Origin of the sequence: Ruegeria sp. HKCCD4884, from assembly GCF_013110855.1 — a bacterium.
In the GTDB taxonomy this organism is placed as follows: Bacteria; Pseudomonadota; Alphaproteobacteria; order Rhodobacterales; family Rhodobacteraceae; genus Ruegeria.
Map to the genome: position 1 here is coordinate 20733 of NZ_WVRJ01000012.1, position 14979 is coordinate 35711.

The following is a 14979-nucleotide window of genomic DNA, read 5'->3' on the forward strand; positions in this document are numbered from 1 at the left end:
TTGTCGGCAGGGTGAACGATACCACTGAATTTAACAGCTTCCCTACGGAGCGGCGGCAAGCACCTCGACTTCGACCTTGAACTCCGGCCTCGTAAAACCGCTGACGATCAACAGCGTCGAGCTTGGTAAGCGGCTGGTCGAAGCAATAAATTCATCCCGGGCGCGCATGTAGCCTGCCATGTGCGATCGGTCGGTTACAAAAGCTTTGATATGCGCTACATCCCCTGCACCCATACCCGCTGACCGCAGAATTTTTTCGATGTTTTGAAAACAGACAATCGCTTGATCATATGCGCCTTCCGGGACGCTTTCATCGGCGCGAATCCCCAATTGCCCTGAGGTTTGAACAAGCCTCCAATCGCGGGGAATTTCGACCCCATGCGCATAGCGCGCGAACGGAGGTGACATATCGGATGGGTTTAACTCTTTCATTTTCCTGTACTCTTTTCTGATTTTGAATTTTTCTTGCGAGTTCAAACTTTCTTTGCAAGTCTTAGCGCACTTCTCTGGCACGGATAATCCAAGGGCCACGTATTCCAGTTTCGTCAAGGAGGGCGATATGGGCAAACGTGGTCATTTGCTGTGTGTCGTGTACGCACTCTACTTCAATTTCGGTCCAATACCGGGGATCCACCCGCCTTGTCATACATCAGGGCGGGCGAACGAAGTCACCCGGTTGATAAGCGAACACGACCGACCTCCATCCAGTCGTTTCTGCCGTTCATCGAGCCGCCTGTTTGGGAGGCTCGCATGAGCATTCAAGGCTATTGGGCCAATCACAAAGCGCCGGATTTTCGCGATCTGCCAGATGATCTGGTTGCCGTTCTGCCAATCGGAGCCACAGAACAACACGGTCCCCATCTGCCGGTATCCGTTGACAGTGACTTGGTGGCCGCTGTGGTCGAGCGTACTTTGCCTCGCCTGCATGCGGAGCAGAACGTGCTGATCCTGCCGGGTTTGACCGTCACCAAAAGCGGCGAACATGATCGGCATCCCGGAACCCTCAGCCTGTCTGCGGATACTTTGCTGGCGGTGTTGCGCGACATCGGGGCCTCGATCGCGCGAGCAGGTGTACAGCGGCTTGTTCTGTTCAACGGCCATGGGGGAAACACAGCAGTGTTGGAAACCGCCGCGCGTGATTTACGGATCGCGCATGAGATGATCGTTGTTACATGCTCGTGGTTCGGTTTTTCCGATTGGGAAAACATCCTAGACCCCGATACTGCCTCGGTAGACTTGCATGCCGGAGAGTCCGAGACCTCCTCCATGTTGGCAGCTAAACCGCATCTGGTGGATATGAGCCGGGCGCAGAACTTTGTTCCCGCCATCCGCACATGGGAAAAGCAATTCAACCATATTGGTCTGACGGGGCAAGCCGCGCGGCCGGGCTGGATCATTGATGACCTGCATCCGGATGGGGCTTGCGGGGATGCCTCTGCCGCGACTCTGGAAAAGGGGGAACGCCTCTTGGATACAGCCGCCGACAATTTCGCCCAATTTCTGGCCGAGTTCGCCCGGTTCGATCACCGGAGTGGCGCGACATGAACATGCTGAATGCAACAGATTCGTATGTTGTCGAGAACGTGCTTGTCCCTGTCTCGCTCCTCTTGGACCCGCATGGTTTTGGGGGCACGCAGATTTCGGATTGTTTGGCGGGCGATCTGATTATCCGGGGCGGACAGGCAGTTTGCTTACGCCCTAGCACCGCGCCTTGTAATCCATCAGGTTTGATCACCCCGCGCCTGACCGAATGCCATGTGCATTTGGATAAATGCCACACAATCTCAAGAATGGGCCGGATTGGCGGAGATCTTAATGCCGCCATGGACGCCCAGCGCCGCGACCGCATGTTTTGGACGGAAGACGACCTGCGCCAGCGGGCCGAACGGGGACTACAAGAGTTGATGTCCTCGGGGTGCGGCATCGTTCGAAGTCATTTCGACTGGGCCGCTGATCCGGAAAGCACCTCGCCGCCTTTGGCATGGTCCGTGCTACAAGAGCTCGTGGTGGACTATCAGGATACGGTCCACCTACAAGTCGCTTCGCTGTTGAACACAACCGATTTGGCCGACCCGGCCAAAGCAGCTGCGATAGGTCGCGAGATCGCCCGTGGCAATGGGGTGCTCGGGCTGTTCGTTTTGAACCAACCGGATCGCCACGCCGCGATACAAGTTGCGGTTCAGCTGGCTGAAAAGCATGGCCTCGCATTGGATTTTCACGTTGATGAAGGGTTGCACCAAGGGCTGGACGGGCTGGAGATCATTGCAGACACCCTCATCGAGACCGGGTTTCAGGGCCCCGTGCTATGCGGTCACGCCTGCAGCCTGATCAACGTGGCGGGCGAGCCTTTGCAAGCGCTTTTGGACAAGATCGCACGGGCGGGGCTGACCATAGCCAGCCTGCCAACGTCCAACCTGTATCTGCAGGGGCGCAGCGCAGGCACACCAGACCGGCGCGGGATCACGCGGATCGGCGAACTGCGCGCCGCTGGTGTGCCTGTTGTCGTTGGCACCGACAACGTGCGCGACGCTTTTTGCCCCCTTGGACGCCATGACCCACGCAAAAGTCTGGAACTGGCAGCGCTTACGGCCCATCTGGACCCGCCATTTGGTGATTTACTGCCCATGATCACCACAAATGCGCAAACAGCGCTGGGTCTGTCACCAACCAACGTGGATGGGGCCGCAGTCGAAGACCTGCTGATCTTTGATGCCGCATCAACCTCGGACTGGCTGACCGGGACATCCGCACCCAAACCCTTGAAGCACGCTCTGACAGGAGAGATTGCATGACGTCGATTTCAGGAAAAAGCGATCTGGACTGGGCCGCGTTTGCCGAACGCCTCGCGCCGGTCGAAGTGATCGACGAACCCGTTCTGGTCAAGAAACGGTCGCGCGATTTCTTCTGGTACAGCCCTATTCTGAATCAACAGCTCAAACGCAGTTTTGGCGATCTGGTCGCCCTGCCGAAAACCGTTGAAGAGATGGCGCATTGCCTCAAGACCGCGTATGACGCAGATGCCCCCGTCGTGCTGCGTGGCGGCGGGACGGGCAATTACGGACAGGCCGTGCCGTTGCACGGTGGTCTGATCATCGAAACCACCCGGATGAACCGCGTATTGGAAATCGGAGACGGCTTTGTCCGCGCCGAAGCAGGCGCGCTGATGGCCGATGTCAACGCGGCGCTGATGGCGCAGGGGTGGGAAATGGCCATGTTCCCGTCGACGCAGGATATCGCAACGATCGGCGGGTTTGTCGCGGGCGGTTCTGCGGGCATTGGCTCGATTGCGAACGGTGTTCTCAGAGAGCCCGGCAACATCCTGCAGCTCAAGGCTCTGTCCGTCGAAGAAAACCCCCAGGAATATGTGTTCGAAGGTCAGGACGTTCTGCAAATACATCATGCTTGGGGCTTGAACGGGGTCATTACCGAAGTGACGCTGCGCACGGTTCCCCACCCGGATTGGATCGGGTGCATGGCGACGTTCGACAGCTACCAAGACTGCTACGCCGCCGGGTACGCGGTTGCGACCGACGATCAGATCGGATGTAAGCTGGCCAGCACTGTCGACGCGCGGATCGTGGAGTATTTCCCCCGACTGAAAGGCCATGTCCGGCCCGACAAGCACCTTCTTGTTTCGCTGGTACCCGCGACCGATATGGCCCGGTTTCGCGGCCTCATTGCGGATCTGGGCGGAAGTCTTGATCTGGAATTGACCGAAGATGACCGGAAGGCAGCATCACTGCCCCATGTGTTCGAATTTGCCTATAACCACACCACTCTGCAGGTTCTGAAAGCGGACCGGTCAGCGACCTACCAACAAATCGGCGTACCGGATGCATCCGACGCGGGCGCGGTTGCAAAGGTTGGTGCAGCCTTGGGTGACGATGTCTGGCAGCATCACGAATTCTCGTTGCTAAACGGCGAGGTCGTCGCCTTTGATCTGCCAATCATCTGGTACTCCACCGAAGATCGCCTGCGAGAGATCGGTCGAATTTACGAAGAACACGGGCACGGCGTGTTTGACGCCCATAGTTTCCATGTGGAAAGCGGTGGTTTGAAAACCGCTGACTATCTGCACCTCGCCTGGAAAAAACGACTGGACCCAAAAGGTTTGCTGAACCCCGGCAAATCCCGCGCCTGGGATCTGGTCAAGGATCTGCCACCCGAAGAAATCGAAGCCAAAGCAACCGTGTAAGAGGTCGCCATGTCCGCATTTGAAACACGCCCCCTGAACCCGCATTTTGGAGTTGAAGTGACCGGGATCAATCTGACTGACGCAACCGACAGCCGGTTGTTCGGGCAAATACGCGCGCTATTCGAAGAACATTCAGCCCTTTTGTTCCGCGGTCAGGACATCTCGGACGCCCAGCACAAGCAACTGGCCGAACTCTTCGGTCCCATCGAGGATCGCAAAGCTGACGAGCGCAAAAAGGGCGAAAAGTTCGAGGTTCCAACCGTTTCCAACGTGCGGGACGACGGTTCGATCACCGAAGAAATGGACCTGCACACGCTGAACCTGAAATCGAATTTTCTTTGGCATTCCGACAGCACATTTCTCCCCACACCGGCGCTGACGAACATCCTGATCAGCCGTGTCGCCACGACCGAGGGCGGTGCCACGGAACTGGCCAGCACCCGCGCAGCCTGGGCGAACATGCCCGAAGACATGAAGGCAAAGGTGCGCGGACGCGGCATCTGGCATCGCTATAGCCATTCGCGCAGCAAAATCTCGCCCGAACTGGCTGAATTGCCGATGTTCAACAAATGGCCGGACCAGCATTGGAATGCGTTGTGGCGCAATCCGGTCAACGGGCGCGAGGCGCTTTATATCGCGTCACACGCCTTCAAACTGGATGGCTACGACGAAGCCGAAGGCCAGTCGATCATCGAGGAACTCATCGACTTCTGCACGCAACCGCAGTTTGTCTATTCCCACAACTGGCAGGTTGGCGACGTACTGATCTGGGATCAGCGTGCGGTGCTCCATCGCGGCACGCCCTGGCCCTACGAACAGCCGCGCGTTCTGTCGAGTATCTGCTCGACCGTCACGGAAGCCGACGCAATCGAAACCATGCGCAGATCACATTAGAACCCGGCAACCCGGCCGGGCACCACATGGCGAAACCACGCCGCACACACCGAGGGGTCCACCTCACGACCAACAGAGAGGAAAACACATGACTTTCAGAACCCGTACAGGGAAACCACTGCCGCAAGTGATCACCGATCAGGCCCGGAAGGTCGGCAACGATGCGGTGAACCGCCGTGAATTTTTGGCCATCGCCAGTTCATTCGGTGCAACAGCAGCAACAGCTTATGCGATGCTGGGTCTGCCCGCGCCCGCCCAGGCTGCCACTGAACCAAAACAAGGCGGTACGGTGCGTATTCAGATGGATGTACGCGGCCTGAAGGACCCGCGTACATTTGACTGGAACGAAATCGCGAATTTTGCCAAAGGCTGGCTGGAAAACCTTGTCGCATACGAAAACGATGGAACCTTTTCGCCCGCGCTGCTGGAGAGTTGGGAGATTTCGGATGATGCGCAAACCTATACTCTGAACGTTCGAAAAGGTGTGACCTGGAATAATGGCGACGAATTTACCGCCGACGATGTGGCGCGCAACATCACCGGTTGGTGCGACAAGTCGGTGGAAGGTAACTCCATGGCCGGGCGTTTCTCGGTTCTGGTCGATCCGGAAACAGAGCGCGCGCTGGAAGGTGCTATCGAAGTTGTCGACACTCACACGGTTCAGCTGACCCTGCCGCGCCCGGACATTTCGCTGATCGCGGGCATGGCAGATTATCCAGCGGCCATCGTGCATTCGTCCCATGACGCGGAAAATATGCTGGGTAACCCGATTGGGACCGGTGCCTACTTGCCGGAAAGCCTTGAGGTTGGCGTAAAAGGCGTTCTGGTCCGCAATGACGACCACACCTGGTGGAATGCCGGCAACGGCGCCTGGCTCGACCGCGTCGAGTTCATCGACTTCGGAACCGACCCATCGGCCCACCTTGCGGCGGCGGATGCCGGAGAGATCGACATGGTCTATATCTCGGAAGGCGAGTTCATTGACATCCTGACCGGGCTGGACGGCTGGGTTGAAAACGAGGTTGTGACCATGGCGACCATCGTCATCCGCCCAAACCAACAGGCCGAAGTTGACGGCGTGCAGCCTTATGCCGACAAACGTGTCCGTCAGGCCCTTTCAATGGCGGTGGATAACGCCGTTCTGCTTGAACTTGGGTACGGTGGACGAGGAGCTGTTGCCGCCAACCACCATGTCGGTCCTGCGCATCCGGAATATGCCGATATCGGTATGCCAACCTATGATCCTGCCCAAGCACTGGAATTGATCAAAGAAGCCGGGATGGAAGACTATGAGCACGAGCTGCTGTCAATCGACGATGCGTGGCGCAAAGACACCACGGACGCCGTTGCTGCTCAACTCAGAGACGCCGGTATCAAGGTCAAGCGCACGGTTCTGCCGGGATCGACGTTCTGGAATGACTGGGCAAAGTACCCGTTCAGCTCAACCAACTGGAACCACCGTCCGCTGGGCGTCCAAATCTGGGCGCTGGCCTATCGGTCAGGTGAGCCATGGAACGAGTTCGGCTGGTCCAATCCGGACTTCGACGCAATCCTCGAACAAGCGCTTGCGACGCCAGACGTTGAGAAACGTCGCGAACTGATGGCGCAGGGCGAACAGATTGTCCGCGAAGACGGTGTCACGATCCAACCGTATTGGCGGTCGCTTTATAACCACACGCGCGAAGGGCTTGGCGGGGCAGCGCAACATATTTCCTTGGAAATACGCCCGGCCCAAATGTACTGGAGCTAAAACGCGACGGGGTGGCACAGACCACCCCGTCACATTGGCGGAGTAGGTTACTTTGTTAGAAACAATGGTCCTTGTTGCGCAATCCGCGGCTGTCTTTTTCCTTGCGGCTTGGTTGAGCACTGGGTTCGTCGAGAACGTCTTGCATCCGGACCTCAACGAAACGTTCACCGCGCAAGTGCTCAGCATGGAGCGGATGCAAGAAGAGTACCCCGAGGCGTATGAGGTCGTCGCCCATCGCAGCATCGAAAACCCCGCGATTCAAAAGATTCTGTTCAAACTGATTGTTTGCTGGGAGGGCCTCGCGACGCTTACGCTTTGGATCGGAGTCGCTTCGCTGATCCTCGCCACCATAGGTGTGATTGAGCCAGCCAACGCCAGAGCAATCGGGGTGCTGGGGGTTTTGTTGTTCACCGCCACCTGGGCTGGCTTTTTGATCGTAGGAAACTGGTTCTGTTATTGGTTTTGCCACGAAGGCGCGCAGAATACGCACTACCAGATGACGCTATGGGGTCTGGCAACGATAGTGCTCTTGATTGTCTTTTGAATCGTCACACTTGGTTTCACCCGCAAGCCAATTGCCACTAATGTCGCGACTATCCGCTGGGTCCAAACGCTGCCAAGGTTGTACGCCATGCAAAATGCGCGGTCTTGATCGTGCAGGGCTGAAATCTGGACGCGCTGTTTAAGTGGCCTCAATCGCTAACCACCCCAGGTATCTGACAGTCTGAAACCATTTGGAAACGGATCGCTTGGATCCAATCCGATCTGGCTGATCCCATAGATCCAACATTGCCCGGAAACACGGTTTTGGGTGGCTTGATAGGGCCCCACTTTGGTGAGGCTCAACAGCTCGGTTGTGAACTCTCCGCCGATAATCGAACGTGACACGACCCTGTCGCCGGGCAAGGCCAACCCCGTTGCGTGGCGCACTGCCATGTTGGCATTCGATCCGGTGCCACAAGGCGATCTGTCCGCGCGGCCCGGACGCAGTGTTGTGCAGGTTCGCACAGCGCCATCAGGATCTGTCGACCGGAACATGACATAGGCCAAACCGTTCAGGGCCGACGTGGTCGGGTGCGGAGCGTCCTCGATTTCGGCAATCAGATTGCGCAGGGCAACGCCCTGCGTTGCAAGCGCGCGGGCGTTGTCCGGCGTAATCGACAACCCGACCTGATCCACATCGACCAGTGCATAGAAGACACCGCCGAAACACAGATCATAGCGGATTGTTCCCCAATCGGGCGTTTGAATTTCAACGTCCTTCTTGGCCACAAAAGCGGGCGGCATATCCAGCGAAACCCGCGTTACCTTCCCGTCTTCACATGTGGCCCGTGCCCGTACAAGGCCCGCCGCTGTGTCCAGCGTGATAACGGTTTCGGGGCCGGTTATCGGGATCATCCCAGTTTCCAACAGAGCCGTCACAGCGCACATGGCGTTCGAACCTGACATCGCGTGCGCCTGATCCGGCTGCAGCACAATGAACCCAATATCTGCCTGCGGATCGCAAGCTGGAACCAACAGGCAAAAAGATCCTGCCGGGGCAGAACGAGGTTCCGAACAAAGCAGCTGGCGCAAGCTGTCATCGACCTTGTTCAGATGGTCCAGCTTGTCAGCCATTGTTGCGCCGGGGATGTCCAGCACTCCTCCTGTAACCACCCGGCCAATTTCACCGGCACAATGCACATCGACTGTTTGCAGCGTTCTGGACCAGCGCATGGTTTCTCCCTTCTCGTTACTTCAGGCCACCGCCTGAGCACCCGTGATTTCCACCACCGACCCACACAGATATTGCGCCTCGTCCGATGCCAGGAAGGCAACAAGCGCGGCGATCTCATCGGGCTCGCCAATCCGACCAAACGGCACCAGCGCATTCAGGTCATCAAGACTTCGGCCCGAACGCGCCAGATTGCTTTCCAACATCGGTGTCCGAACCTCGCCCGGGGCCACACCATTCACCCGAATGTTGTCAGGCGCATAGTCGCGGGCCAGGTTTTGGGTAAAGGCCACAACCGCAGCTTTGGTGGTGTTATAGGCAATATGGCCCGGCGCCGGATGCAAGCCCCATTGCGATGCGGTATTGACGATCGCCCCACCGCCTTGAATCTGCATCACCGGTATCACCGCCTGACACATATGGAACAATGCATCGACATTGACCGCAAAAGAATGACGCCAGTCTTCAGCCGACAACTCCATCAACGCGCCCCGGCGCATCAACCCGGCATTGTTGCAAAGCACGTCGATTCTGCGCCCGGCTTCGGTCCAGCGCTGTATAAATCCACGAATATCCGCGGGGTCCGTCAGATCAAAACCAAAGGCTTCAGCTGTGCCACCATTCTTTCGGATGTGCTGTGCGACGGATTCCGCCCCGGCGAGATCTGCGTCGGCAACACAAACCAAAGCACCTTCATCAGCAAGGCGCTGACAGATCGCAGCACCGATACCCCCTGCCCCGCCGGTCACGACAACTGATTTTCCCTCAAATCGCACCATCAGGACCTCATTTGACTTGCACCATTCACATCCAGAACCGCCCCGGTAAGCGACGCCTGTGACGGCCGCAGAACAAAAGCGACAAGCTCGGCGAGTTCCGTCGGCTCGGCCATCTGGCCCAGCGGAACACCCGAAAGGGCGGCATCTTCTCCATGAGTATGGACGTAGCTTTCGGACATTTCGGTCCGGACCCAGCCCGGCGCAATAGCCACTGCGGTAATCCCGTCAGCCGCAAAGCCGCACGCGATGCTTTGGGTCAGGTTGATCAAGGCCGCCTTGGTTGCACCGTATGACATTGCCTCGGCCCGATAGCCGCCTTGCCCAGCGCGTGAAGCCATATTGATGATCCTGCCGCCGCCACGCGCTCGAAAATGCCGGATCGCTGCACGGCTCAGGTCGGCGGCTGCCATCAGGTTAAGCTGAAGATCACCCTGCCAGGCCCTGTGCCAAGCCTCCAAAGGATCGTCCACGGACGAAACGGTCAGAACCCCGGCATTGTTGATCAGCGCATCTATGTGCCCAGCCTGGGCCAAGGCAGCGTCCCAAAGCGCGTTTGGCCCCATTGGGTCAGACAGGTTGGCCGCAAGCGCAATTGCCCCCAGCCCGAGATCCGTCGCCAGAGCGTCAGCACGGGCTGCATTGCTGTTATAGTGCAGCAGAACACGCGCGCCTTCAGCCGCCAATTCGCGTGCGATGGCCTGGCCAATCGACCCGGTAGCCCCCGTCAGCAGAACGGTTTTTCCGTGCAGATGACGCGTCATTTGACGCCTCCACCAAATGTTTTGCGGGCATCAGACAACCGCTGCAAAACACTGTCGAGCCCCGCCTTTAATGCGTCGGGACCACGGGCATCTGCAAAGACTTCGAACAATTGCGCGTTCAGCCCGTCCGGAGTGGAGTGTTCAACCCGCAGCGTTTCATAAGGCTTGTCACGATCCTCCATCATCGTGTGCGCGAGCCCGGAAAAAACGCCGCTCAGATAGCGCTGCGCGTCCACCCGCCCGATCCCATTGGACTGCATCCAGTCCGCGGCTGTACCCAGAATGCCGAAATACGTGCCCATCAGCGCGCTGGCTGCAGCAAACGCATCGAACTCCTCTACCGTTTTGGCACTGACCACCGTGCCCAACGCACCAAACAGATCCTCACCCAACGGGTCATGCGGAAACAGGACTGTGACACCGCGATGGTGGGCGACCGATGGCAGAGGGATTGATCGAAACAGGCGCACGTGTGTGCCAATCCAGCCTTGCAAAACTTCATGGGTCAGCGTGGCGATCAGGCTGCACACATGTTGTCCTTCGGAAAACGTCAGCGGAGACAGCACTGACCGGGCATCTTGCGGACGGACAGCCAGAAACACCAGATCAGAGCAATCAACAACCGCCTGAGCGGACGCGTGAACCTGCACCCGCGCGCTGCTGGCGGCCAGACGCGCGGACACTTCTTGGTTGCGTTTGGTTACGTGAACCTCTGCTATTTCCAGATCGGTCGCCAAAAGGCCGGTCACAACCGCCTCGGTGATCACTCCGGTTCCGACAAATCCCAAACGCAACTGTCGGGCTGACTTTTCGACCTGCATGATCCGCTCACATATGCCGGGTGACGCCGCCATCGACGCGCAAGGATTGGCCGGTGATATAGCTGCTGTCGTCGCTCAGCAGGAAGGCAGCCGCCTTCGCTTGTTCTTCGGCCCTTGCCAACCGGCCCAGCGCGGACATTTCCGCAAATTTATGCGGCAGATCCAGACTGTCGGTGAATCCCGGCAACAAACAGTTCATGCGAATATTCGCCGGGCCATAGCGATCTGAAAACTGTTTGGTAAAACTGGATACACCCACGCGATAAACACTTGAGGTCGGAAAGGTCAGCGACGGTTCGAAGGCTGAAAATGTGGTGATATTGACGATTGAGCCACCACCCTGCGCCTCCATCACCGGGGCCAGAAGCTTGGCCATCCGTATAACGGGTTTCAGAACCATCTCATGCGCGCGGTCCCAGTCTTCTTCGGGAATATCCAGCAAATCACCCTTTGGCGGCCCCCCCACATGGATCAGGCAGGCATCAATACGATCGTAAGTGGCCATGGCCAGATCAAAGGCGGCCTGTGTATCGGCGGCATTCTCTGCCTTGCCGCGATGCGCGACGCCGCCCAGTTCCTGCGCCAGTAATTCGCAGGAATCCGAAGGCGACATCAGCGCCAATTGGTACCCCCGCGCGTGCATCTCGCGTGCCGTGGCGGCACCCATCCCGCGTCCACCACCAATAACTAAACATGTATTCTCGGCCATGATCCGCTCCTGTTTCAGTGTCAAAATCGATCTATCCGATAGGGGTTCAGATCGATATCGGGCAATTCACCCGAAATAAGTTGTCCCATCAGCTTAGCGGTTGTCGCCGCATAGGTCAGGCCCAGATGGCCATGACCTGTGGCATAATAAACCCCGGAAACCTTGGCCGACGCAGACATCACCGGCACCGTGTCCGGGAAGGCAGGGCGATGGCCCATCCATTCGCTGGAATTGTCGATCCTGAGGTTCGGCAGAGCCTTGCGGGCACGTCTGACCGTGATCTTTGAACGCCGCCAATCCGGGGCCGCGTCCAGACCGGCCATTTCAACCGTGCCGCCCACCCGGATACCGCCAGCAGTGGGTGACACCATGAATGCCATGGCAGGCCAGATGATCGAATGATCCAAACGGATGCCCGGCGCGTTGATCTGGGTGTGATAACCGCGCTCAGTCTCCAGCGGGATGGGCTCATCCAGCTTCTTTGACAACCGAGCCGTAAACGCCCCGGCGGCAAGAACGACCTGATCCGCTTTTATCTGGCGCCCATCTTCCAGCCGCACGCTGGTGACCCGCTCGGCTCGCTCAAAACCAGTCACCTTACCGCGTTGAACCTGACCCCCCAGGCTCACAAACGCCTCAACCAGACGGGTTACAAAGGCATAAGGATCGCGCACCGTTCGGTTATCGGGCAACAGTACCGCCTTTTGAATGACCGGAGAGATTTCGGGTTCCAGATCGTGCAGAGCATCCCGGTTCAGCATCTCATAGCCAAATTCATGGCGGTCCAGCATCTCCAGCCGCTCCTGATCTGCAATGAACTCGGCCTCACTTGCATAAAGCGACAGGCAGCCTGTTGTGCTCAGATCACCGGCCAAGCCCAGCTCGGCCATCAGGTTCTCGGTATCGGCCAAGGAACGCTGGCACAGGGCCGCGCCTTGTGCTTCCAGTTGGCGCAGTTTCGATGGCCGCCCGGCCCAGAAAAACCGGGCAAACCAGGGAATCAAATGCGGTGCGTATCTCGGAGAAACACGTATCGGACCTTCGGGATGCAGAAGCCAGCCGGGCGTTTGCCGCCAGACCGACGGGCGCGAGACTGGCATAAACTCCGTCACTGCAATCGAAGCCATGTTGCCGTAAGACGCCCCGCGACCCGGCGTATCGGCGTCGACCAGCGTCACCTGACCACCGCGTTTTTGCAGCTCATACGATATGGCAGAGCCTATGATACCTGCTCCGACAACAACGCTGTGTTTGGGCTGATCCGATTGCATCTGGCGCCACCCTTCGTAGACTGAATGATGACCTGTCAGTGCCATCACTCAGAGATGCGGTTACATGGCCAGAATGGGTTGCATGGCCTCAGAAAACTCGGCTTTTTCCGCCTCGGTCAATGGGCCCAGCGGCGCGCGGCATTCACCCACGTCCAGTCCCTGCAATTCAGCCCCAAATTTGATCTTCTGCACGAACTTTCCGCTCTCAAGAATGTTCATGGCCCGATACAGCTTTTTCATGAGGTCTTTGGCAGCCACCAACTCCCCCGCCTTGTAAAGCCGGTCCAGCTCGCAGCAGGCTCTGGCCATGCAATTCGACGGCCCGCAGATCCAGCTGTCAGCCCCCCAGAACATGAAATCCAACGCGATGTCGTCAGACCCCGAAACCAACTGGATCTTGCCTTCGTAACGCGATGTGATGTCGATCGCGCGCTGCAAAACACCCGAACTTTCCTTGATGCCAATCACGCGCGGATTGTCGGCAAAATGGTCCATCAGATCAAATGAGATGTCGGCACCATCCTTGAGCGGATAGCTATAGAGCACGATGTTCACATCGACCTCGGCCAGAACCGTTTCGTAATGCTTGATCAATTCGTCCTGCGTGGGGCGCGTATAAAACGGAGGCGCGAGCAGAACGTTGTCATACCCGATCTCTTTCGCCATTGCTGTCTGTTCGATCACTTCGCGGGTAGCCGGGGCATTGGTGCCTGCGATCAGGATCTCATCGTCCTTGGCGAAATCCTTGACGAATTTCAGCACCTGACGGCGCTCATCGGTGGACTGGCTGAAATATTCCCCGGTCGAACCGTTCGGGACCCATCCGGTCACGCCCGCGTCGCGAAAATGAGTCAGCAGGTTTTCAAAAGCAGTGAAATTGATTTGGTCATCCGCACCGAAAGGAGTGACCAATGCAGGCATGACGCCCGAAAGTTTGACGTTAAAGCTCATTTGCGGTCCTCTTTTCCTCGCATCGCAAATCCCCCTGCCGCCCAACAGTGGGGAAGAACCACCGTCAAAACGCGCAACCGATACTGGCGCTCTTTTCAGAGCGGGAACACGGCAACAGCAGTCGACCGGGGACTTGATTCCTTTGTGGTTCCTTTCCGTGATTTCGCATATTGTCGATTATATGTCGACAAGATTCAAACGCGCGAAACCAACCAAATGGAGCTACGGAACGGCACAGGTACAACTTGGTGTTTGGGTTGCTGGCCTCCTTCACAAAACCGCGCCACGATACGGTGCCTCAGACAGCAAGCTACCGTTTGTCAGCCGATGCCTTGTCAACATCCTGCCTAAATGCTTGTTGTTGATACAAACCTCTTCTCGGGTCTTTGCTCCACTGTGGGAAAATGGAAATGAGCAGAAAACAGATGGAAACGAAGAAACGCGCCAAGGGCGGAGGGTCAAAATACGTCTACGAGACCCTCAAACACGAGATCCTGTCCCTGGCGTTGAAACCGGGAACGCCACTCGATGAAACCGGCCTGTCGGAACGGTTTTCCATGTCGCGCTCACCCGTACGCGAAGCGCTTGTCCGGTTATCCGCCGAAGGGCTGGTGGTCATGCTTTCGAACCGCTCGTCCCTTGTCGCGCCGATCAACTTGACCGAGTTTCCCCGTTATGTCGAAGCTTTGGATTTCCTGCAGCGGATCAACACAAGGCTAGCCGCGCAAAACAGATCCGACAGCGAGATAGAACTGATGCAGAAGGAAGCAGAGGCGTTTGACCAAGCCTGTATTGCAAACGACTATCTCGCAATGTCCGCCAGCAATCGCGACTTTCACATGACCATCGCCCAGGCAGGCAAAAACCCGTATTTGGCGCGCGCCTATGGCCAGCTTTTGGACGAAGGCCGCCGTATCCTTCATATGCACTTCGACTATATTCAGTCTTCAGCCACCGACACCCTATTGGGGTCAGAACACGAGGACATGATCACAGCGATCCGGGACCGTGACATCGCGCGCGCGGACCATTTGGCCCATGAACATACGCGACAATTTCACAAACGGTTCGTTGACTTCCTAAGTGCGCAATACAACGAAGATTTTGATTTCGCTGTGTCGACTTTGACCTAGA

General features: G+C 57.5%; 15 protein-coding genes. 7 read left to right on the top strand and 8 right to left on the bottom strand.

Features of this window, described 5'->3' with window-relative positions; all coding sequences use genetic code 11:
• Positions 1-42: 42 nt before the first annotated feature.
• Positions 43-549: a RidA family protein gene (locus GS636_RS16795; RefSeq protein WP_371808740.1), complete on the bottom strand. Its 507-nt coding sequence runs from the start codon at positions 547-549 to the stop codon at positions 43-45.
• Positions 550-750: 201 nt separating this feature from the next.
• Here GS636_RS16795 and GS636_RS16800 point away from each other — a divergent pair, with 201 nt between their 5' ends.
• The 6 genes from GS636_RS16800 to GS636_RS16825 all read left to right on the top strand — a co-directional run bounded on the left by GS636_RS16800 (position 751) and on the right by GS636_RS16825 (position 7383).
• Positions 751-1545: a creatininase family protein gene (locus GS636_RS16800; RefSeq protein ID WP_171670877.1), complete on the top strand. Its 795-nt coding sequence runs from the start codon at positions 751-753 to the stop codon at positions 1543-1545.
• Positions 1542-2792, top strand: coding sequence for an amidohydrolase family protein (locus GS636_RS16805; RefSeq protein ID WP_253762849.1), 1251 nt, complete (start codon positions 1542-1544; stop codon positions 2790-2792). The genes GS636_RS16800 and GS636_RS16805 overlap by 4 nt, the downstream gene beginning before the upstream one ends.
• Positions 2789-4195 (top strand): FAD-binding oxidoreductase, encoded by a 1407-nt coding sequence (locus tag GS636_RS16810; protein ID WP_171670879.1) that lies wholly within the window; start codon positions 2789-2791, stop codon positions 4193-4195. The genes GS636_RS16805 and GS636_RS16810 overlap by 4 nt, the downstream gene beginning before the upstream one ends.
• Positions 4196-4204: 9 nt before the next feature.
• Positions 4205-5089, top strand: coding sequence for a TauD/TfdA family dioxygenase (locus GS636_RS16815; RefSeq protein ID WP_171670882.1), 885 nt, complete (start codon positions 4205-4207; stop codon positions 5087-5089).
• An 88-nt stretch (positions 5090-5177) separates the two neighbouring features.
• Positions 5178-6839: an ABC transporter substrate-binding protein gene (locus tag GS636_RS16820; RefSeq protein ID WP_171670885.1), complete on the top strand. Its 1662-nt coding sequence runs from the start codon at positions 5178-5180 to the stop codon at positions 6837-6839.
• A 52-nt stretch (positions 6840-6891) separates the two neighbouring features.
• Complete coding sequence (locus GS636_RS16825; protein ID WP_171670887.1) at positions 6892-7383, top strand: DUF2165 family protein; 492 nt, start codon at positions 6892-6894, stop codon at positions 7381-7383.
• 155 nt (positions 7384-7538) lie between these two features.
• On the opposite strand, the gene GS636_RS16830 is transcribed toward GS636_RS16825, so the two are convergent.
• Genes GS636_RS16830 through GS636_RS16860 form a run of 7 tightly spaced genes read right to left on the bottom strand, consistent with a single transcriptional unit; the run spans position 7539 to position 13845 of the window.
• Positions 7539-8555: a proline racemase family protein gene (locus GS636_RS16830; RefSeq protein ID WP_171095402.1), complete on the bottom strand. Its 1017-nt coding sequence runs from the start codon at positions 8553-8555 to the stop codon at positions 7539-7541.
• A 21-nt stretch (positions 8556-8576) separates the two neighbouring features.
• Positions 8577-9332 (bottom strand): SDR family NAD(P)-dependent oxidoreductase, encoded by a 756-nt coding sequence (locus tag GS636_RS16835; protein WP_171670890.1) that lies wholly within the window; start codon positions 9330-9332, stop codon positions 8577-8579.
• Positions 9332-10093, bottom strand: a complete 762-nt coding sequence (locus tag GS636_RS16840; protein ID WP_171670893.1) for an SDR family NAD(P)-dependent oxidoreductase — start codon at positions 10091-10093, stop codon at positions 9332-9334. The genes GS636_RS16835 and GS636_RS16840 overlap by 1 nt, the downstream gene beginning before the upstream one ends.
• On the bottom strand, positions 10090-10914 hold the full coding sequence (locus GS636_RS16845; RefSeq protein WP_171670895.1) for a pyrroline-5-carboxylate reductase: 825 nt from the start codon (positions 10912-10914) through the stop codon (positions 10090-10092). Before GS636_RS16845 ends, GS636_RS16840 begins: the two co-directional genes overlap by 4 nt.
• Positions 10915-10921: 7 nt before the next feature.
• Positions 10922-11623, bottom strand: a complete 702-nt coding sequence (locus GS636_RS16850) for an SDR family oxidoreductase (protein ID WP_171670898.1) — start codon at positions 11621-11623, stop codon at positions 10922-10924.
• Between the two features lie 20 nt (positions 11624-11643).
• On the bottom strand, positions 11644-12894 hold the full coding sequence (locus tag GS636_RS16855; protein ID WP_171670900.1) for an FAD-binding oxidoreductase: 1251 nt from the start codon (positions 12892-12894) through the stop codon (positions 11644-11646).
• A gap of 60 nt (positions 12895-12954) precedes the next feature.
• The gene (locus GS636_RS16860) at positions 12955-13845 is read right to left on the bottom strand and encodes a dihydrodipicolinate synthase family protein (RefSeq protein WP_171670902.1); all 891 of its coding nucleotides are present in this window, start codon (positions 13843-13845) and stop codon (positions 12955-12957) included.
• 410 nt (positions 13846-14255) lie between these two features.
• Here GS636_RS16860 and GS636_RS16865 point away from each other — a divergent pair, with 410 nt between their 5' ends.
• A complete protein-coding gene (locus GS636_RS16865) occupies positions 14256-14978 on the top strand; it encodes a GntR family transcriptional regulator (protein WP_171670905.1) in 723 nt (240 codons plus the stop codon).
• Position 14979: the final 1 nt, after the last annotated feature.

Excerpts from the sequence above, each read along its gene's own strand:
- GS636_RS16815 (WP_171670882.1), top strand. The coding sequence starts at position 4,205 with ATGTCCGCATTTGAAACACGCCCCCTGAACCCGCATTTTGGAGTTGAA.
- GS636_RS16805 (WP_253762849.1), top strand. The coding sequence starts at position 1,542 with ATGAACATGCTGAATGCAACAGATTCGTATGTTGTCGAGAACGTGCTT.
- GS636_RS16835 (WP_171670890.1), bottom strand. The coding sequence starts at position 9,332 with ATGGTGCGATTTGAGGGAAAATCAGTTGTCGTGACCGGCGGGGCAGGG.
- GS636_RS16845 (WP_171670895.1), bottom strand. The coding sequence starts at position 10,914 with ATGCAGGTCGAAAAGTCAGCCCGACAGTTGCGTTTGGGATTTGTCGGA.
- GS636_RS16800 (WP_171670877.1), top strand. The coding sequence starts at position 751 with ATGAGCATTCAAGGCTATTGGGCCAATCACAAAGCGCCGGATTTTCGC.
- GS636_RS16840 (WP_171670893.1), bottom strand. The coding sequence starts at position 10,093 with ATGACGCGTCATCTGCACGGAAAAACCGTTCTGCTGACGGGGGCTACC.
- GS636_RS16820 (WP_171670885.1), top strand. The coding sequence starts at position 5,178 with ATGACTTTCAGAACCCGTACAGGGAAACCACTGCCGCAAGTGATCACC.
- GS636_RS16850 (WP_171670898.1), bottom strand. The coding sequence starts at position 11,623 with ATGGCCGAGAATACATGTTTAGTTATTGGTGGTGGACGCGGGATGGGT.
- GS636_RS16830 (WP_171095402.1), bottom strand. The coding sequence starts at position 8,555 with ATGCGCTGGTCCAGAACGCTGCAAACAGTCGATGTGCATTGTGCCGGT.
- GS636_RS16810 (WP_171670879.1), top strand. The coding sequence starts at position 2,789 with ATGACGTCGATTTCAGGAAAAAGCGATCTGGACTGGGCCGCGTTTGCC.
- GS636_RS16860 (WP_171670902.1), bottom strand. The coding sequence starts at position 13,845 with ATGAGCTTTAACGTCAAACTTTCGGGCGTCATGCCTGCATTGGTCACT.
- GS636_RS16855 (WP_171670900.1), bottom strand. The coding sequence starts at position 12,894 with ATGCAATCGGATCAGCCCAAACACAGCGTTGTTGTCGGAGCAGGTATC.
- GS636_RS16865 (WP_171670905.1), top strand. The coding sequence starts at position 14,256 with ATGAGCAGAAAACAGATGGAAACGAAGAAACGCGCCAAGGGCGGAGGG.